The following is an 18,275-nucleotide window of genomic DNA, read 5'->3' as shown; positions in this document are numbered from 1 at the left end:
ATCCCAACCCGCGCCCGGGGAACGGCATTTGTCTGTTTCCCGGGCGCTAGCGTGCTGCCGCACCCCCACATCGCACCCCCCACACCGCACCCCCCTCACCGGGCACCACGGAGGCAGCACGCATGGGCAGCAACGCGCACCGGCGCAGGACCAGCGGCCGTACGAAGGCCGTCGGCGCGGTGGTCGCCGCCGCGATCACCGGGGGCACGGTCTTCGCCCTCACCGGTACCGCCCAGGCCGCGGCCGTCGGCGCCGCCTACACCCGGACCTCCTCCTGGACGGGCGGCTACACCGGCCAGTACGTGATCACCAACGAGACCTCCGCCGTCCGGTCCGACTGGACGCTGGAGTTCGACCTGCCCGCCGGGACCACCATCGGCTCCCTGTGGAACGGCGACCACACCGTCTCGGGCCGGCACGTCACCGTGAAGCCCGCGAGCTGGAACCGCCGGCTCGCCCCCGGCCAGTCCGTCACCGTCGGTTTCGTGACCTCGGCGGCCGGACAGGCCGGGGACCCGGCCGGCTGCCTCATCGACCAGGCCGCCTGCTCGGCCGGCGGCCCCGCCCCCACCCCCAGCGGCCGCCCCACCGAGCAGCCCACCGCGACGGCGACGTCCACCGCCACCGCGAGCCCCGAGCCCACGGCGACCGCCACCACACCCCCGAAGCCGACCCCCACGGCCACGGCGACCACCACCGCACCCCCGAAGCCCACCCCGACGCCCACGCCGACCCCGACGCCCACCCCCACCGGGACCCCCGTCACCGCCGCCCGGTACGCCCCCTACGTCGACACCTCGCTCTACCCCGCGTACGACCTGCTCGCCACCGCCGACGCCACCGGGGTGAAGGAGTTCAACCTCGCCTTCATCACCTCCGGCGGCTCCTGCGCCCCGCTCTGGGGCGGTGTCACCGACCTCGCGAACGACAGGGTGGCCGCCCAGATCGGCGCCCTGCGCGCCAAGGGCGGTGACGTGCGGGTCTCCTTCGGCGGCGCCGCCGGCCACGAGCTGGCGCTGAACTGCGCGAGCGCCGCCGACCTGGCGAAGGCGTACGGCAAGGTCGTCGACCAGTACCGGCTCACCAAGGTCGACTTCGACGTGGAGGGCGCCGCCCTGCCCGACACGGCCGCCAACACCCGCCGCTCCCAGGCCATCGCCCAGCTCCAGAAGAGTCACCCCGGCCTGAACGTCTCCTTCACCCTGCCCGTGATGCCCGAGGGCCTGACCCAGCCCGGGGTGAGCCTGCTCGCCGACGCGAAGAGGAACGGCGTCCGGATCGACGCGGTCAACATCATGGCGATGGACTACGGCCCGGCCTACAGCGCCGACATGGGCACGTACGCGATCCAGGCCGCGACCGCGACCCAGGCCCAGCTCAAGGGCGTCCTCGGGCTCTCCGACGCGGCCGCCTGGAAGACCGTCGCGGTCACCCCCATGATCGGCGTGAACGACGTCGTCAGCGAGGTCTTCACGGTCGACGACGCCACCCAGCTGGTCGACTTCGCGAAGTCCAGGGGGATCGGCTGGCTGTCGATGTGGTCCTCGACCCGGGACAAGCAGTGCGCGGCCGGCGCGGTGAACCACGCGGACGCCACCTGCTCCTCGATCCTCCAGCAGCCGCTGGCCTTCACGAAGGCGTTCGCGGCCTACCGGTAGAGCCACTCCTCCCCCCCCCCACCGCGTGCCCCGGCCAGGAGACACCCCACCCCCGGCCGGGGCACGCTTCTGTCCGCGATCGGACGCCCCGGGAGCCCCTCCACCCCCCGCGCTCCCGCCTCCCGCGCCCCCGACTCCCGCGCCCCCGCCTTCCCTACTCCCGCTCCCGTGCCCCCGCTCCGGCGGCGCCCTCACCCCTTCACCGCGCCCCGCATCACCCCGCCCGCGATCTGCCGCCCGAACAGCGCGAGCACCACGAGCAGCGGCAGCGTCCCGAGCAGCGCCCCCGCCATCACCACCGAGGTGTCCGGCACATAGCCCCGCCCGAGGCCGGTCAGCGCCACCTGCACCGTCGGGTTCCCCGTCTGGGTCAGCGCCAGCACCGGCCAGAAGAAGTCGTTCCAGGCCGCCACGAACGACAGCATCCCCAGCACCGCCATCGCCGGCCGCGCCGCCGGCAGCACCAGGTGCCACACCACCCGCAGCGTCCCCGCCCCGTCCATCCGCGCGGCTTCGAGCAGCTCCGGAGGCAGCGCCCGCAGCAGGTGCTGGCGCATGTAGAAGACGCCGAAGGCGGAGACCAGCGAGGGCAGCACCACCGCCTGGAGCTGGTCCGTCCAGCCCAGCCGGGCGATCAGCAGATAGAGCGGGACGACCCCGAGCTGCGGCGGCACCAGCAGCGTCGCCCCCACCAGGAGCAGCAGCGGCCCCCGGAAGCGGAAGCGCAGCCGGGCGAAGGCGAAACCGGCCAGCGTCGAGAAGAGCACCGTCCCGGTCGCCACCGACCCCGCCACCACCGCGGTGTTGGCCAGCGCCTCGCCCATGCCGCCCTCGCCCCAGGCCACCGACAGGTTCCGCGCCAGGTTGCGCCCGAACCAGAACGGCGGCGGGCTCTCCGCGAGCCGCCCGCTCGTCCGCGAGGCGGCGACCGCCGTCCACAGCAGCGGGAAGACGGACACCGCCGTGAACAGGCCGAGGAGCAGATACGTACCCCACCCGGCCCGCTCGTACGACTCCGCGCCGGCGTCCCGCCCGCGTCCCCGGCCCCGCACCCGTCCGCTCACCGCCGCGCCCCCCTTCCGCGGACGGCCCGCGCCAGCCGCACCGCCCCGAACAGCACCACGAGGAGCAGCAGCATCGCCCAGGCGATCGCCGCCGCCCGCCCCAGATGGAGGTTCACCCAGCCCTGCTCGTACAGGTAGAGGCCGAGCGTCTGGTACTGGTGGTCGGCGCCGCCCGAGGCGCCCGCCCCGCTGCTGAAGAGGAGCGGCTCGCCGAAGAGCTGCACCGCCCCGATCGTCGACACGAGCCCCGTGAACGCCAGCGCCGGCCGCAGCCCCGGCAGCGTCACGTGCCAGAACCGCCGCCACCGCGAGGCGCCGTCCAGCGCCGCCGCCTCGTACAGCTCGGGCGGGATCGTCTGCATCGCCGCCAGGTAGATCAGCGCGTTGTAGCCCGTCCAGCGCCAGACGACGATCGACGCCACCGCGCATTTCGACGCCCACGGCCCGTTCTGCCAGTCCACCGGATCGAGCCCCACCAGGCCGATCGCCCAGTTCACCATCCCCTGGTCGCGCCCGTAGAACAGCGCGAAGACCAGCGTCGCCGCCGCCACCGAGGTCGCGTACGGGGCGAGCGCCGCCACCCGGAAGAAGAGCCGGCCGCGCAGCCGCGCGTCCAGCAGGTGCGCCGCGCCGAGCGCGAGCAGCAGCTGCGGGACGGTGGCGAGGACCCCGATCAGCACCGTGTTCGCCAGCGCGTTCCAGAAGAAGTCGTCCGTGACGAGCCGGGCGTAGTTGTGCAGCCCCACCCACTCCCGGGCCTCCGGCGCCGTCAGCTCGACCCGGAAGAGCGAGGTCCACGCCGTCGCCGCCAGCGGGAACAGCCCGAACGCCCCGAACAGCAGGAAGAAGGGGGCGATCAGCACGTACGGCGCCGCCCGCGACCGCAGCCGGCCGAGCCGCTCCCGCCGCGCCCGGCCCGTCGGCACCACCGGCGCGAGCGCCCGCTCCACCACGTCCTCGGCCATCCCGCTCACCGCCCCGCCCTGTCCTCGGCCGTCCCCGTCACCGCGCCGTCCCGTCCTCGGCAATCCCCGTCACCGCGCCCTGTCCTCGGCCCACCCGCTCACCGGTCCAGCGCGTTGTCGATGGCCTTCATCGCCGCCCGCCACGCCGACTCCGGCGACCGGCCCGTCTGGTCGACCTGGAGCATCCCGGTGTCGGACAGGATCTGGTTGACGAGGCCGTCCTTCGGCCCGACCGGCGCCACCGGCACGCCCATCGCCGCCGCCGAGTAGATGCGGCCGACCGGCGCGTCGCCGAAGTACGGGTGCCGGGCGTCCCGCACCTGCGGCAGCCCGAAGGCGGCCTCGGCGCTCGGGAAGCTGCCCCGCCGCTCGAAGAGGACCGCCTGCTGCTCGGGCGCGGTCAGCCAGGCCGCCAGCTCCGCCGCCTCCGCGACGTGCTTCCCGGCCGACGGGACGACCAGGAAGGAGCCGCCCCAGTTCCCCGGCCGGGGCGCCTTCGCGATGTCCCACTTCCCCTCGCCGTCCGGCCCGCCCTTGTCCTGGATGTAGCCGAGCATCCACGCCGGGCAGGCGATCGAGGCGAACCGCCCGTGCGCGAAGCCCTGGTCCCAGTCCGGGGTGAACTGCTGGAGGCGGGCGGTCAGCCCGTGCTCCGCGAACTCCGCGCCGAGGTCCCAGGCGGCCCGTACGGCCGGGTTCTCCGCCACCACCAGCCGCCCCTCGGCGTCGTAGTAGCGCAGCCTCGCCCCCGAGATCACGGCCGCCATCACCCCGGAGGCCGAGTCGGTGAACGCCACCCCCTCGGGAGCCCGTGCGGCGAACCGGCGGCCCGTCTCCAGGTACCCGCGCCAGTCCCCGGCCCACAGCCGGCCCACCTCCTCCCGGTCGGTGGGCAGCCCGGCGGCGGCGAAGTGGTCCTTGCGGTAGCAGACGGCCAGCGGACCGATGTCGGTGCCGAGCCCCAGGACCCGCCCCTCCTCCGTCCGCGCCTGCGCCCATTTCCAGGGCAGGAAGTCGCTCTCCCGCACCCCGGGCGCGTGGCCCAGGTCGACGAGCCGGCCGGCCTGGGTGTCGACGACCTCCGCGATGTTGCCGACCTCGACGGCCTGGACGTCGGCGAGTCCGGCGCCGGCCGTGAGGTGGGTGAGCAGCTGCGGGTAGTAGACGTCGGCGCGGGCGAGGGAGGTCTGGCGGATCGCGATGTCCGGGTGGAGCCGCATGTACGTGTCGTAGAGCCCGGCCTCCTTGAGCCCGAAGGTCCCGTACACCCCGACGGTGAGCGTCACCGGCCGCCCCGAGCCGTCCACGGCCTCCCCGGCGCCGGCGGCCGGCGGCACCGGCGGGTCGGTGGCGCAGCCGACCGGCAGCGCCGCGGCGAGCAGCAGCGCGAGGGCCCGGGCGCGGACGCCGCCGTGCCGTCGCCGCTGCCGGCGTGTCCCGTTCCTCCACCCCATGGACCCCGACCGTAGGCGGCGGGGGCGGGACGGCCCGCCGGGCGGCGCCGGGTCCGGGGGCCGCCTCACCCGTTCGGCGGACCGGACGGCGGGAACCGTCGAACGTCTTCGACGGTTCCCGCACCTTGACCGTGTTCTGACAGCAATCCGATAGTGGGAGCGCTCCCATACACACTCCCGACGGGATACCCATGCGCAGACCACGACTCCTCGCGGGCCTCGCGGGGCTGGCCCTCACGGCCGGGCTCCTCGCGGGCGCCCTCCCGGCCGGCGCCGCACCCGCCCCGGCCCAGGCCGCCGCGGCCCCCTCGTACACCTGGAAGAACGTCCGGATCGACGGCGGCGGCTTCGTCCCCGGCCTGGTCTTCAACCGGGCCGAGAAGAACCTCCTCTACGCCCGCACCGACATCGGCGGCGCCTACCGCTGGGACCAGGCCGGCTCCGCCTGGACCCCGCTCCTCGACCACGTCGGCTGGGACGACTGGGGCCACACCGGCGTCGTCTCCCTCGCCTCCGACACCGCCGACCCGGACCGGGTCTACGCAGCCGTCGGCACCTACACCAACGACTGGGACCCCGGCTCGGGCGCCGTCCTGCGCTCCGCCGACCGGGGCGCCACCTGGCAGCGCGCCGACCTCCCCTTCAAGCTCGGCGGCAACATGCCGGGCCGCGGCATGGGCGAACGCCTCGCCGTCGACCCGCACGACAACCGGATCCTCTACCTCGGCGCCCCCAGCGGCAACGGCCTGTGGCGCTCCGCCGACTCCGGCGCCACCTGGGCGAAGGTCACCTCCTTCACCAACCCCGGCGATTACCAGCAGGACCCCACCGACACCAGCGGCTACAACTCCGACGAGCAGGGCATCGTCTGGGTCACCTTCGACGAGTCCACCGGCAGCGGAACCGGCGCCGGGGCCACCGCCACGAGGACGATCTACGTCGGCGTCGGCGACAAGGAGAACGCCGTCTACCGCTCCACCGACGCGGGCGCCACCTGGACCCGCCTCGCCGGCCAGCCCACCGGCTACCTCGCGCACAAGGGCGTCCTCGACGCCGGGAACGGCTACCTCTACCTCGCCTACAGCGACACCGCCGGCCCGTACGACGGCGGCAAGGGCCAGGTCTGGCGGTACGCCACGGCCACCGGGGAATGGAAGAACATCAGCCCCGTCGCCGAGGCCGACACCTACCACGGCTTCAGCGGCCTCACCCTCGACCGGCAGCGCCCCGGCACGGTGATGGTCTCCGCCTACAGCTCCTGGTGGCCCGACACCCAGATCTTCCGCTCCACCGACAGCGGCTCCACGTGGACCAGGGCGTGGGACTACTCCTCGTACCCGAACCGCTCGAACCGCTACACCATGGACGTCTCCTCGGTGCCCTGGCTGACCTGGGGCGGCGACCCCGCCCCGCCCGAGCAGGCCCCCAAGCTCGGCTGGATGACCGAGGCCCTGGAGATCGACCCCTTCGACTCGGACCGCATGCTGTACGGCACCGGCGCCACCGTCTACGGCACCACCGAACTCACCAAGTGGGACACGAACACGAACGTCACCATCCGGCCGATGGTGAAGGGCCTGGAGGAGACCGCCGTCCTCGACCTGGTCGCGCCGCCCTCCGGCGCCCCGCTGATCAGCGCCCTCGGCGACATCGGCGGCTTCCGCCACACCGACCTCGGCGCCGTCCCGCCGATGATGTTCACCGCCCCGAACTTCACCTCGACGACCAGCCTCGACTACGCCGAGACGAAGCCGGACGTCCTCGTCCGCTCCGGCCACCTCGACGGCGGACCCCGGGTCGCCTTCTCCACCGACAACGGCGCGCACTGGTTCGCCGGACAGGAGCCCGCGGGCGGGACCGGCATCACCGGCGGCGGCACGGTCGCCGCGGCCGCCGACGGCAGCCGCTTCGTCTGGAGCCCCGAGGGCACCGCCGGCGTCCACGCCGCCACCGGATACGGCACCTCCTGGACCCCGGCCGCCGGCATCCCGGCCGGCGCCGTCGTCGAGTCCGACCGGGTCGACCCGAAGACCTTCTACGGCTTCCACGGCGGCACCTTCTACGCCTCCGCCGACGGCGGCCTCACCTTCACCGCCAGGGCCACCGGCCTGCCCGCCGAGGGCAACGTCCGCTTCAAGGCCGTCCCCGGGAGGAAGGGCGACATCTGGCTCGCGGGCGGCGCCCCCGACGCCGCGTACGGCCTGTGGCACTCCACCGACGGCGGCGCCACCTTCGCGAAGGTCTCCGGCGTCGACCAGGCCGACGCCGTCGGCTTCGGCAAGGCCGCCCCGAACGCCTCCTACCCCGCGCTCTACTCCAGCGCGAAGATCGGCGGCGTCCGCGGCATCTTCCGCTCCACCGACGCCGGCGCCACCTGGGTCCGGGTCAACGACGACGCCCACCAGTGGGGCTGGACCGGCGCCACCATCACCGGCGACCCGCGCGTCTACGGACGCGTCTACGTCGCCACCAACGGGCGCGGCATCCTCTACGGCGACACGAGCGAGACCGGCGGCGGGGACGGCGGAGGCGACGGCGGTGGCACCGACCCCGGCACCCCGCCCGCCGGCGCCTGCAAGGTCGCCTACAGGATCACCAACCAGTGGCAGGGCGGCTTCCAGGCCGACGTCACCGTGACCAACACCTCCGCCACCGCCTGGAACGGCTGGACCCTCGGCTGGACCTTCGCCGCCGGACAGACCGTCGGCCAGATGTGGAACGCCACCCCCGCCCAGACCGGCACCGCCGTCACGGCGAGGAACGCCGGATGGAACGGGACCGTCGCCGCCGGCGGCTCCGCCTCCTTCGGCTTCACCGGCGCCCACGCCGGATCCAACCCCGCCCCCGCCGCCTTCACCCTCGGAGGTGCCCCGTGCTCCGCCGGCTGACCGTCGTCACGGCGCTCCTCGCCGCCGCCCTGACCGCCACCGCCACCGGGACCGCCGCCGCCGCCGACACCCCGCTCCGGGACCTCGCCGAGGCCCGCGGGATCTACCTCGGCACCGCCGTCACCGGCGGGAAGCTCACCGGCGCCTACGCCGGCACCGCCGCCGCCCAGTTCGACTCCGTCACCCCCGGCAACGAGATGAAGTGGGGCTCCGTCGAACCCGTCCGGGGCCAGTACTCCTGGACCGGAGCCGACCGGATCGCCGACTTCGCCGAGGCCCACGGGCAGCGGCTCCGCGGCCACACCCTGGTCTGGCACAGCCAGCTGCCCTCCTGGGTCGAGAACGGCACCTGGACCCCGGACGCCCTCCGCACGGTCATGACCGACCACGTCACCACCCAGGTCACCCGCTACAAGGGCCGCGTCGACCACTGGGACGTCGTCAACGAACCGCTGAACGAGGACGGCACCCTGCGCCGGTCCGTCTTCGGCGCCACCCTCGGCGAGTCGTACATCGGCGACGCCTTCCGGGCCGCCCGGGCCGCCGACCCGGCCGCGAAGCTCTACCTCAACGACTACTCGACCGACGGCCTCGGCGCGAAGAGCGACGGCATGTACACCCTGGTCGAGCGGCTCCTCGCCCAGGGCGTGCCGGTCGACGGGGTCGGCTTCCAGGCCCACCTGATCCTCGGCCAGGTCCCGTCCACCCTGGAGGCCAACCTCCGCCGCTTCTCCGACCTCGGCGTCGACGTGGCCATCACCGAGCTCGACGTCCGGATGACCCTCCCGGCCACCGAGGCCAAGCTCGCGCAGCAGAAGGCGGACTACGCGGCCGTGACCCGCGCCTGCCTGGCCGTCACCCGCTGCGCCGGCCTCACCGTCTGGGGCTTCACCGACTCCGACTCCTGGATCCCGGACTTCTTCCCGGGCCAGGGCGCGGCCACCCCGTACGACGAGGGCCTGAACCCGAAGCCCGCGTACGCCGGGATCGCCGAGGCCCTCGCCCCGGTGACACCCCCCGGTCCGGCGGGCTGTGCCGCCACGTACACCGTGCAGAGCCAGTGGGGCGGCGGCTTCACCGGCCAGGTCACCGTCCGCAACACCGGCTCGGCCCCGCTGACGGGCTGGAGGGTCGCCTGGGAGTACCCGGCCGGCCAGCGGATCACCCAGGCGTGGAACGCGGCCGTCACCCAGACCGGCACCGCCGTGACGGCGACGCACCTCTCCTACAACGGCACGGTCCCGGCCGGCGGCTCCGCCACCTTCGGCTTCAACGCCTCCTGGACCGGCACCAACCCGCCCCCGGCCGCCCTCACCTGCGCCTAGGGAAGGACCACGCGCGGGAACGCACGAAAAGACCGAGGCCCCGGTTCTTCCGAACCGGGGCCTCGGCCATCAGGGTGAGTAACGGGACTCGAACCCGCGACATCCTGGACCACAACCAGGTGCTCTACCAGCTGAGCTATACCCACCATGACCGGCGGTTTTCCCGAAGGTTTCCCCGACCGGCCGAGAAGAAGTCTACAGGGTTCCGAGGGGTGCTCGCGCACACGTTTTCCCCGGGTGCGCGAGCGGCCCTCTCCGGCGGTGCTACTCCGCCGGGACGACGTGCCGGGCCGCGATCTCCTTCGCGGTCTCCGAGTCCGGTCCGGGCTGCGGGACGAAGACCGCCTCCCGGTAGTAGCGCAGCTCGGCGATGGACTCGCGGATGTCGGCGAGCGCCCGGTGGTTGCCGTTCTTCTCCGGACTGTTGAAGTACGCCCTCGGGTACCAGCGGCGCGCCAGCTCCTTCACCGAGGACACGTCGACGATCCGGTAGTGCAGGTGACTCTCCAGGGCGGCCATGTCCCGGGCGAGGAATCCGCGGTCGGTGGAGACCGAGTTCCCGCACAGCGGAGCCTTGCCGGGCTCCTTCACGTGCTCCCGGATGTACGCCAGGACCTGCGCCTCCGCGTCCGCCAGCGTGGTGCCGCCGGGCAGCGCGTCGAGCAGTCCGGAGGCCGTGTGCATCTGGCGCACGATCTCCGGCATGGTCTCCAGGGCACGGTCCGGAGGGCGGATCACGATGTCCACGCCTTCGCCGAGCACGTTCAGTTCCGAGTCGGTGACCAGCGCGGCCACCTCGATGAGTGCGTCGTCCGTCAGCGAGAGCCCGGTCATCTCGCAGTCGATCCACACCATGCGATCGTTCATGCGTCCTACCTTAGGCCGTCCCTTCCGGATCCCGCCGGGCTCGCGCCGCCCGGCACGACGCCCGCCGCGTCGCCGGCGGACGCGCCGGCGGGCGCCCGGGGGAGGTGCCCCCGGACGCCCGCCGGTACCGCGTCGCGCCGCTTGTGGCGGCGCAGGTCCTCGTCGCCGCTACGGCGCGCTGCGCTGGCCCGGCAGCGCGGCCCGGCCCGGCGAGTAGGCGTCGCCGTGCGGCTTGCCCGGCTCCAGCGGCCCCCCGGGGCGGCGGATTCCCGCCACCACCTGCGTGGGCACCACCGGATCCAGGACCGCCGTCGCCGGCTCGCTCTGCGGCCGCCGGGCCCGGTACGCCGCCCGGTAGGCGGCCGGCGAGGAGCCGAGCTGCCGCCGGAAGTGGCCGCGCAGCGCCACCGGCGAGCGGAAGCCGCAGCGCCCCGCGACCTCGTCCACCGAGTAGTCCGAGGTCTCCAGGAGCCGCTGCGCCTGGAGCACCCGCTGGGTGATCAGCCACTGGAGCGGCGCGGAGCCGGTCAGCGAGCGGAAGCGGCGGTCGAAGGTCCGCCGTGACATGTACGCACGGGCCGCCAGGGTCTCCACGTCGAACTGCTCGTGGAGGTGCTCCAGCGCCCAGGCCACGACCTCGGCGAGCGGGTCGGAGCCGATCTCTTCGGGTAAAGACCTGTCGAGGTAGCGCTCCTGACCGCCGCTGCGCCGCGGCGGGACGACCAGCCGGCGCGCCAGCGCGCCCGCGGCCTCGGTGCCGTGGTCGGTCCGCACGATGTGCAGACACAGATCGATTCCGGCCGCGGTGCCGGCGGAGGTGAGCACGTCCCCGTCGTCGACGAAGAGCTCCCGCGGGTCCACGTGGACCGACGGGTAGCGCTTGGCGAGCGTCGGCGCGTACATCCAGTGCGTGGTCGCCGGGCGGCCGTCGAGCAGGCCGGCCGCGGCGAGGACGAACGCCCCGGTGCACAGGCCGACGATCCTGGCCCCTTCCTCGTGCGCCCTGCGGAGGGCCTCCAGGGCCTCCGGCGGCGGCGGCGAGGTGATCGAGCGCCAGGCGGGGACGACGACCGTCCCGGCCCGGCCGATCGCCTCCAGGCCGTACGGCGCGGTGAGTTCGAGCCCGCCCGTGGTCCGCAGGGGGCCCTCCTCGCCGGCGCAGACGAGCAGCCGGTAGCGGGGCACCCCGGCGTCCTGCCGGTCGATGCCGAACACGGAGAGCGGGATGGAGCTCTCGAAGATGGGGCCGCCGCTGAACAGCAGCACCGCGACGACTTCGCGACGGCGTCGCCCGGACAGTTTCCGTGCGACCTCCGGTGCGGCGGAGTCCTGGCTCATGGCGCTAAGCCCCCCTCGGTGTTCGCGTCTCCCTGGTCGTGTCGCTGTGCCACGTTTCCCCTCGGTTTTGCACGAGACCCCAGTCTTCGGTACCCATGATCGAATCTACTGTGTCCCGTGGCGCCGGCGTGACAACTTCTCCATCCGGCATATTGTCGACAAGGCCACTTGGCGTGAAGCGATCGATCCCCGGGTGATCGGCCGGAGCGACCCCCGGGGAGCCCCCCGGGTGACGAAGTGGCCGTACGCGTAGGGTGCGGCCCCCTGGGGCAGGGCTTTCCCGGGGGAGTGGCCAAGGGTTGGCGTACCGTTTCGGCAAGGACGCGCCGGGAACTTCAAGTTGGCTGAAAACATATGGGATCGGCTGTGCGAACCTGTCAACTCGACGGGGGTCCGCACGCTCCCGCTCAGCCCCGGCGGCGGCCCCCCGGGCCCACGGCGCCCTCGGCGCGCAGCCCCCGTTCCGCCCGGCGCAGCAGCAGCCGGCACGCGGCCGTCACCGAGGCGAGCCCGAGCGCGGCCCCGCCGGCCCCGCCCAGCGAGGTGCCGAAGGCGACGAGCACCAGCGGCACGAGGGCGCAGCAGAAGACCGCCCAGCGGACCACGTCGCCGGCCGGGTCCCCGAGCCCGCCGCCGGCCGTCGCCGGCTCCGCGCCCGGGGCCGCCCCGGACCCCGCCGGTCCGCCCGTCTCCGGGGCGACGGGCGCCGCGGGGCCCGGCACCCGGGCCCGTCGGCGGGAGCGGACGGCGGGGACGGACGCGGCGGAGGCGGGGGTGGACGGTGCGGGCACGGGCGGTCTCCCTGCGGCGGTGATCCGGACCTGTGGGGAACGAGGAACGGAACGTTCCGGTCACTCTGAGCGACGCCCGTTCGGCCCTCCGTGCGGCGGCCGGAGGACGCCTGTAGGGCACATCCGGCATTGCCAGATGGTGAATCCTTCGTGCATCCTCCGGAGGACACCGCGCGCGCCGAGCCGCGCACGAGCGGTCAGCACGCCGGGTGTGGCACGGCGGGCCCTGGGCAGGAGAGGAGTGTCGCCGTACCCTTGGGGGTATGGGCTTGGGAAGATGATTCCCGGACACAGCTCCGCCGCCACCCGTTGTTCCGCTCCCCTCCACCGTCCCTTCCCACGAGGACTTCCCTAGCCGAGACACCGATGGCCGGTCACGAATTCCCCGAACCCGCGGACCGCAAGCGCGTCGCCGACTCCACGGTCGACCCCCTCGCGGTGGAACAGCCACGCCACGCCTGCGACCCGGCCTTCCGGCACGGTGTCGTCGTCGGCTTCGACGGATCCACGTCCAGTGAGCGCGCCCTGGCGTACGCCATCGGCATGGCCCGGCGCTCCGGCTCCGGCCTGATCATCGTGCACGTCGCGAACCGGCTCCCCACGACCGTGTGGGCGGGGTGCGAGCCGCCGGTCTTCGTCGACGTCCCGGACCACCGCACCGAGGTGCTGGGTCTGGAACTGGCCTGCGCGGAGCACCTCTCCGAGGTGCCGTGGATCCTGGTCGAGCGCGGCGGGGACATCTGTCACGAGCTGGAGGAGGTCGGCCGCGAGTACTCGGCCGACGCGATCGTGGTCGGCTCCACGCACGGGATCGTCGGGCGGATCTTCGGCTCGGTCGCCGGGCGGCTCGCGCGGCGCGCGCAGCGGCCCGTGATCGTCATCCCCTGACCCCCGCCCGGCCCCACCGGACCCGTCCGGCGCTTCCGACTCTCCGTCAACTCCCTTGCCACCACGATAATTTCCGCCCGCCTCAGGTGATTTGTGCGCTTGTGAAGGGTAGCTAAAGAGCACCGGAACACAGCAGCTCACGCGGCATCACCGCTCGTCGAAGGGAGCCCGTCGTGAACAAGGACGTCGCGTCGGGGAACGGCACCAGCACGCTCGGAAACCTCGCACTCGGACTGACCCTCCTGGCCTTCGGCCTGGGTGGCACCGGGGTGATCGACAACGTCGCGGCAGCCGATGCCGCGGGCCTCGCCACCTGGGTCGGCGGCGTGGCGCTCTTCCTGGTCGGCCTGCTCGCCCTGAGGGCGGGCAGCACCGGCGACGGCACGGCCTTCGCGGCGCTCGGCGCCTTCTGGTTCACCTGGGGGACCGGAGCGGGCGGCGGGGCCTCGGCGGACGCCGCCGGACTCTTCCTGCTCCTGTGGGCGCTCCTGGCGCTCACGCTGACGCTGGCGGCCTCCGGCGGCGGACTCTTCGGGCAGGGCGTGTACGGACTGCTCTTCGTCGCGCTGCTGCTCTCGGGCATCGCCGCGCTGGCGGGCAACGAGGGCCTCGGCAAGGCGGGCGGCTGGGTCGCCGCACTGGCCGGCCTCGCGGCCTGGTACGGGGCCACGGCGGCCGTCGCCGGCTGGCCCACGGCCCTGGGCCGCGCGAGCGGCGGCAGCACGGCCGCGGCGGCGTAACCCCGCGGAGGGGCGCACCGCGCCCCGAAGCGGCACAGCAGAACGGCCCCTCTCGCTCCTGGGAAGCGAGAGGGGCCGTTCCTCGTGTCCGGTCGGCTCGCCGGGGGACAGGCCCGGCGTACGGCTCCGGGGGACAGGCCCGGGGCCGTGGCGCGCTCGGCGGGTGACAGGTCCCGCCGGGCGACTACTCGACCGTGACGGACTTGGCCAGGTTGCGCGGCTTGTCGATGTCGCGGCCCATGGCGAGGGCGGTGTGGTAGGCGAAGAGCTGGAGCGGGATGCCCATGAGGATCGGGTCGAGCTCGTCCTCGTTCTTCGGCACCACGATGGTGTGGTCGGCCTTCGCCTGCGGCTGGTGCGCGACCGCGAGGATGCGGCCGGAACGGGCCTTGATCTCCTCCAGGGCGGCGCGGTTCTTCTCCAGCAGGTCGTCGTCGGGGACGATCGCGACCGTCGGCAGGGCGGGCTCGATGAGGGCCAGCGGGCCGTGCTTCAGCTCGGAGGCCGGGTACGCCTCGGCGTGGATGTAGGAGATCTCCTTCAGCTTGAGGGATGCCTCCAGGGCGACCGGGTAGCCCCGGACGCGGCCGATGAACATCATCGACTGCGCGCCCGCGTACTCGGCGGCGATGCTCTTGATCTCGTCCTCGGTCTTGAGGATCTCCTCGATCTGCGCGGGCAGCTTGCGCAGGCCCTCGATGATCCGCTTGCCGTCGGTGACGGACAGGTCGCGGATGCGGCCGAGGTGCAGGGCGAGGAGCGCGAAGGCGACCACCGTGTTGGTGAAGCACTTGGTGGAGACGACGCAGACCTCGGGGCCGGCGTGGACGTAGACGCCGCCGTCGGCCTCGCGGGCGATGGCGGAGCCGACCACGTTGACCACGCCGAGGACGCGGGCGCCCTTGCGCTTGAGCTCCTGGACGGCGGCGAGCACGTCGTAGGTCTCGCCGGACTGGGAGACGGCGATGTAGAGCGTGTCGGGGTCGACGACCGGGTTGCGGTAGCGGAACTCGGAGGCCGGCTCGGCGTCGGCCGGGATGCGGGCCATGCCCTCGATGAGGGAGGCGCCGATCAGGCCGGCGTGGTACGAGGTGCCGCAGCCGAGGATCTTGATGCGGCGGATGGTGCGGGCCTCGCGCGGGTCGAGGTTGAGGCCGCCGAGGTGCACGGTGGAGAAGCGGTCGTCGATCCGGCCGCGCAGCACGCGGTCGACCGCGTCGGGCTGCTCGGAGATCTCCTTGTGCATGTACGTGTCGTGGCCGCCCATGTCGTAGGAGGCGGCCTCCCACTCGACGGTCTCCGGGGTCGCCGTGGTGGAGGCGCCCGCGACCGTGTAGGTGCGGAAGTCGTCGGCCTTGAGGGTGGCCATCTCGCCGTCGTCGAGGGTGACGACCTGGCGGGTGTGGGCGATGAGGGCGGCCACGTCGGAGGCGACCAGCATCTCCTTCTCGCCGATGCCGAGGATGACCGGCGAGCCGTTGCGGGCGACGACGATGCGGTCGTTGAAGTCGGCGTGCATCACGGCGATGCCGTAGGTGCCCTCGATGACCTTGAGCGCGTCGCGGACCTTGTCCTCGAGGGTCTCGGCCTGGGAGCGGGCGATGAGGTGGGTGATGACCTCGGTGTCGGTCTCGGAGGCGAAGACGACGCCGTCGGCCTCCAGCTTGGCGCGGAGCTCCTGGGCGTTGTCGACGATGCCGTTGTGGACGACCGCGACCTTGTTCTCGGGGTCCAGGTGGGGGTGCGAGTTGTGGTCGCTGGGGGCGCCGTGGGTGGCCCAGCGGGTGTGCGCGATGCCGGTGGTGCCGGAGAAGCGCTTGGGGACGCGGGCTTCCAGGTCACGGACCCGGCCCTTGGCCTTGACCATCTTCAGCGCCGCGCTCTTCGGGCTGTTGATGACGAGACCGGCGGAGTCGTATCCGCGGTACTCCAGGCGGGCCAGGCCCTCCAGGAGCAGCGGCGCCACGTCGCGCTTACCGATGTAACCGACAATTCCGCACATAAAGGAAACCCCTCCGGTTGGTCGATGGTGCTGTTCCGCCGTGGGCGGCGGTGGACGACAGCCGGTCTAGCCGTAGACGATCCGGCGCAGCTGCCGGAGCGAGAGCTCCGGCGGTGCGACGGCCCGGTGCGGCAGTTCACCGGCGATCCGCTCGAAGATCTCCGCGTTCACCGCTCCGCCGGACTGCAGTTCCCGGTGGCGGCGGCGGACGAACTCCTCGGTCGTCTCGTCGAAGTACGCCAGCACGTCGAGCACCACCCGGGCGGCCTCACCACGCTGGAGCGCGGTGCTCCGGACCAGATGGTCGATGAGGTCGTCATGGGACGGGCGGCGTTCGAGCACCCATGAATACTGAGGGGTACCCCGCGGTTCCCGCAAGAATCCTGCCCGAAATCGGGCAGGGACCGCATGATCATCGGCCTGGACACGGCTATTGGTCCAGACCTTGACCCGAGGTGCGGGCGCCGGTACGCATGGTGACCCACCCGCGCACCGAAGGGGACCGCCCGTGAGACGGCGCCTGATCGCCCCCGCAGTCCTGCTGCTCGCCGCCGCGCTCGGCTGTACGGAGGCGGGCACGGCCGCCCCCGCGCCGGGGCCGGCCCTCCCCGCCGCCGAGCCCGACGTCCGCCCGCTCGGCGCGATCGTCCCGCTCCCCTCGTCCGTCGCCCCCGGCGGCTCCCCGTACGTCCTCACCGCCGCCACCCGCATCGGCGTCCCCGGCCGCGACCCCGCCGTCCGGGCCGTCGCCGAGCGGCTGGCCGCCCAGCTCCGCCCCGCCACCGGCTTCCGCCTCCCCGTCGTCGTCGGGGAGGGCGCGGCCGGCGACATCCGCCTCCGCCTCGACCCCGCCGCCACGGCCCTCGGGGACGAGGGGTACCGGCTCCGCTCCTCGCCCGCCCGGCTCGACCTCGGCGCCCGCACCGCCGCCGGCCTCTTCCGCGGCGTCCAGACCGTGCGGCAGCAGCTCCCGGCCGCCATCGAGCGCGCCACCGTCCAGCACCGCGCCTGGAAGATCGCCGGCGGCACCGTCACCGACACCCCGCGCTTCCCGTACCGGGGCGCGATGCTCGACGTCGCCCGCCACTTCTTCACGGCCGGGGAGGTGAAGGCGTACATCGACCGCATCGCCCTCTACAAGTACAACGTCCTGCACCTGCACCTCACCGACGACCAGGGCTGGCGGATCGCGATCGGCTCCCGGCCGGAGCTCACCGGGATCGGCGCCGCCACCGAGGTCGGCGGCGGGCCCGGCGGCTTCTACACCCAGGACGAGTACCGGGAGATCGTCCGGTACGCCGCCGCGCGGCACATCGAGGTGATCCCCGAGATCGACATGCCCGGGCACACCCACGCGGCCCTCGTCTCCTCTCCGGAGCTCACCTGCGACGGGAAGGAGCGGAAGCCCTACACCGGCATCGAGGTCGGCTTCTCCACCCTTTGCGCCGGCAAGGAGGCCACGTACGACTTCGCCGGCGACGTGCTGCGCGAGATCGCGGCCCTCGGCATCGACTGGTACCGCTCGCCCGAGGTCCCCTGGCCGGCCGGGAGCCGAGGCCGGCCTTCCGGATCGGGTCCGGCAGAGGCGGCCTAGATGCGCCGCTCGGGGCCGAAGGCGCCGAGGACGTGGGCGACGTGGCTGCGCAGGCGCTCGGGGGAGTACGGGCCGAAGTGGAGGAGGAGCCGGTAGTACAGGGGCCCGTACAGCAGGTCCACGGCCAGCTCCACGTCCGCGTCCGCGGCGAGCTGGCCCCGGTCGCGGGCGAGCAGCAGGCGCTCGCGGGCGGCGGCGACGCGGGGGTCGAGGAGCTGGGCCCGGAGGTCGCGGGCGAGGGCCGCGTCGTGCTGGGTCTCGGCCACGATGCCCGCGTACACGGGGGCGTGCGGGCCCGACATCACGTGGGCGAGGACCGCCGTCATCTGGGTGTGGAGGTCGGCGGCGACGTCGCCGGTGTCCGGGAACCGCGTGGCGGTGCCCGCCAGTTCGATGAAGGCTTCCAGGAGGACGGCGCCCTTGGTGGGCCACCACCGGTAGATCGTCTTCTTGCTCACGCCGGCGCGGGCGGCGATGGCCTCGACGGTGACGTTCCCGTACCCGTGCTCGACGGACAGCTCCATGGCCGCGTCCAGGATCGCCCGGTGGCTCTTCTCGCTGCGCCGCCGCGGGTCGGGCGGGTGGGGTGTCGGGGCCATGGCGGCACCCTAACAGGAAACGGCACGTGTCGTATTGACACGCTGAGGGGGTGCGCCCAGAATCCTGGAAACGACACGTACCGTTTCCTTCTGGGGCGTGCC

At 73.6% G+C, this 18,275-nt stretch carries 15 protein-coding genes and 1 tRNA gene; 6 read left to right on the top strand and 10 right to left on the bottom strand.

The window, feature by feature from the left end; all coding sequences use genetic code 11:
* Positions 1-122: 122 nt before the first annotated feature.
* Complete coding sequence (locus ACFVU3_RS19180) at positions 123-1,658, top strand: cellulose binding domain-containing protein (RefSeq protein WP_390067543.1); 1,536 nt, start codon at positions 123-125, stop codon at positions 1,656-1,658.
* A 191-nt stretch (positions 1,659-1,849) separates the two neighbouring features.
* Here ACFVU3_RS19180 and ACFVU3_RS19175 read toward each other — a convergent pair whose 3' ends face one another.
* The 3 genes from ACFVU3_RS19175 to ACFVU3_RS19165 form a co-directional block, all read right to left on the bottom strand.
* Positions 1,850-2,722 carry a carbohydrate ABC transporter permease gene (locus tag ACFVU3_RS19175; protein ID WP_390067542.1) on the bottom strand — a complete coding sequence of 291 codons (873 nt, stop codon included), beginning with the start codon at positions 2,720-2,722 and terminating at the stop codon, positions 1,850-1,852.
* Entirely contained in the window at positions 2,719-3,687 is a 969-nt protein-coding gene (locus ACFVU3_RS19170; protein ID WP_390067600.1) for a carbohydrate ABC transporter permease, read from the bottom strand. Before ACFVU3_RS19170 ends, ACFVU3_RS19175 begins: the two co-directional genes overlap by 4 nt.
* 98 nt (positions 3,688-3,785) lie before the next feature.
* Entirely contained in the window at positions 3,786-5,141 is a 1,356-nt protein-coding gene (locus tag ACFVU3_RS19165; protein WP_390067540.1) for an ABC transporter substrate-binding protein, read from the bottom strand.
* A 191-nt stretch (positions 5,142-5,332) separates the two neighbouring features.
* Here ACFVU3_RS19165 and ACFVU3_RS19160 point away from each other — a divergent pair, with 191 nt between their 5' ends.
* Complete coding sequence (locus tag ACFVU3_RS19160; protein ID WP_390067538.1) at positions 5,333-8,029, top strand: cellulose binding domain-containing protein; 2,697 nt, start codon at positions 5,333-5,335, stop codon at positions 8,027-8,029.
* On the top strand, positions 8,014-9,354 hold the full coding sequence (locus ACFVU3_RS19155) for an endo-1,4-beta-xylanase (RefSeq protein ID WP_390067536.1): 1,341 nt from the start codon (positions 8,014-8,016) through the stop codon (positions 9,352-9,354). The genes ACFVU3_RS19160 and ACFVU3_RS19155 overlap by 16 nt, the downstream gene beginning before the upstream one ends.
* Before the next feature lie 73 nt (positions 9,355-9,427).
* On the opposite strand, the gene ACFVU3_RS19150 is transcribed toward ACFVU3_RS19155, so the two are convergent.
* The 4 genes from ACFVU3_RS19150 to ACFVU3_RS19135 form a co-directional block, all read right to left on the bottom strand.
* Positions 9,428-9,500: transfer RNA gene (locus ACFVU3_RS19150), tRNA-His, on the bottom strand.
* Positions 9,501-9,618: 118 nt separating this feature from the next.
* A complete protein-coding gene (orn, locus tag ACFVU3_RS19145) occupies positions 9,619-10,221 on the bottom strand; it encodes an oligoribonuclease (protein ID WP_390067535.1) in 603 nt (200 codons plus the stop codon).
* Positions 10,222-10,389: 168 nt separating this feature from the next.
* Complete coding sequence (locus tag ACFVU3_RS19140; RefSeq protein ID WP_390067533.1) at positions 10,390-11,559, bottom strand: helix-turn-helix domain-containing protein; 1,170 nt, start codon at positions 11,557-11,559, stop codon at positions 10,390-10,392.
* A gap of 407 nt (positions 11,560-11,966) precedes the next feature.
* Complete coding sequence (locus ACFVU3_RS19135) at positions 11,967-12,350, bottom strand: hypothetical protein (RefSeq protein ID WP_390067531.1); 384 nt, start codon at positions 12,348-12,350, stop codon at positions 11,967-11,969.
* Between the two features lie 366 nt (positions 12,351-12,716).
* Between ACFVU3_RS19135 and ACFVU3_RS19130 the strand changes: the two genes are divergently transcribed.
* Complete coding sequence (locus ACFVU3_RS19130) at positions 12,717-13,238, top strand: universal stress protein (RefSeq protein WP_015033782.1); 522 nt, start codon at positions 12,717-12,719, stop codon at positions 13,236-13,238.
* A 173-nt stretch (positions 13,239-13,411) separates the two neighbouring features.
* Complete coding sequence (locus tag ACFVU3_RS19125; protein WP_390067529.1) at positions 13,412-13,978, top strand: GPR1/FUN34/YaaH family transporter; 567 nt, start codon at positions 13,412-13,414, stop codon at positions 13,976-13,978.
* Positions 13,979-14,162: 184 nt separating this feature from the next.
* Here the strand turns inward: ACFVU3_RS19125 and glmS are convergent, their stop codons facing one another.
* Together glmS and ACFVU3_RS19115 are read right to left on the bottom strand one after the other, a co-directional pair.
* Complete coding sequence (gene glmS, locus ACFVU3_RS19120) at positions 14,163-15,980, bottom strand: glutamine--fructose-6-phosphate transaminase (isomerizing) (RefSeq protein WP_390067528.1); 1,818 nt, start codon at positions 15,978-15,980, stop codon at positions 14,163-14,165.
* A 66-nt stretch (positions 15,981-16,046) separates the two neighbouring features.
* Entirely contained in the window at positions 16,047-16,322 is a 276-nt protein-coding gene (locus ACFVU3_RS19115; RefSeq protein WP_030493927.1) for a hypothetical protein, read from the bottom strand.
* Between the two features lie 166 nt (positions 16,323-16,488).
* Between ACFVU3_RS19115 and ACFVU3_RS19110 the strand changes: the two genes are divergently transcribed.
* Positions 16,489-17,574, top strand: a complete 1,086-nt coding sequence (locus tag ACFVU3_RS19110) for a beta-N-acetylhexosaminidase (RefSeq protein ID WP_390067527.1) — start codon at positions 16,489-16,491, stop codon at positions 17,572-17,574.
* Here the strand turns inward: ACFVU3_RS19110 and ACFVU3_RS19105 are convergent.
* Positions 17,571-18,173: a TetR/AcrR family transcriptional regulator gene (locus ACFVU3_RS19105; RefSeq protein WP_390067525.1), complete on the bottom strand. Its 603-nt coding sequence runs from the start codon at positions 18,171-18,173 to the stop codon at positions 17,571-17,573. The two genes, ACFVU3_RS19110 and ACFVU3_RS19105, sit on opposite strands and share 4 nt — an antisense overlap.
* Positions 18,174-18,275: the final 102 nt, after the last annotated feature.

The organism is Streptomyces sp. NPDC058052, assembly GCF_042885515.1.
Taxonomy (GTDB): Bacteria; Actinomycetota; Actinomycetes; order Streptomycetales; family Streptomycetaceae; genus Streptomyces.
This window is presented reverse-complemented; position numbering and strand designations above follow the sequence as displayed.

Excerpts from the sequence above, each read along its gene's own strand:
- ACFVU3_RS19180 (WP_390067543.1), top strand. The coding sequence starts at position 123 with ATGGGCAGCAACGCGCACCGGCGCAGGACCAGCGGCCGTACGAAGGCC.
- ACFVU3_RS19170 (WP_390067600.1), bottom strand. The coding sequence starts at position 3,687 with ATGGCCGAGGACGTGGTGGAGCGGGCGCTCGCGCCGGTGGTGCCGACG.
- ACFVU3_RS19165 (WP_390067540.1), bottom strand. The coding sequence starts at position 5,141 with ATGGGGTGGAGGAACGGGACACGCCGGCAGCGGCGACGGCACGGCGGC.
- ACFVU3_RS19160 (WP_390067538.1), top strand. The coding sequence starts at position 5,333 with ATGCGCAGACCACGACTCCTCGCGGGCCTCGCGGGGCTGGCCCTCACG.
- orn (WP_390067535.1), bottom strand. The coding sequence starts at position 10,221 with ATGAACGATCGCATGGTGTGGATCGACTGCGAGATGACCGGGCTCTCG.
- ACFVU3_RS19140 (WP_390067533.1), bottom strand. The coding sequence starts at position 11,559 with ATGAGCCAGGACTCCGCCGCACCGGAGGTCGCACGGAAACTGTCCGGG.
- ACFVU3_RS19130 (WP_015033782.1), top strand. The coding sequence starts at position 12,717 with ATGGCCGGTCACGAATTCCCCGAACCCGCGGACCGCAAGCGCGTCGCC.
- glmS (WP_390067528.1), bottom strand. The coding sequence starts at position 15,980 with ATGTGCGGAATTGTCGGTTACATCGGTAAGCGCGACGTGGCGCCGCTG.
- ACFVU3_RS19105 (WP_390067525.1), bottom strand. The coding sequence starts at position 18,173 with ATGGCCCCGACACCCCACCCGCCCGACCCGCGGCGGCGCAGCGAGAAG.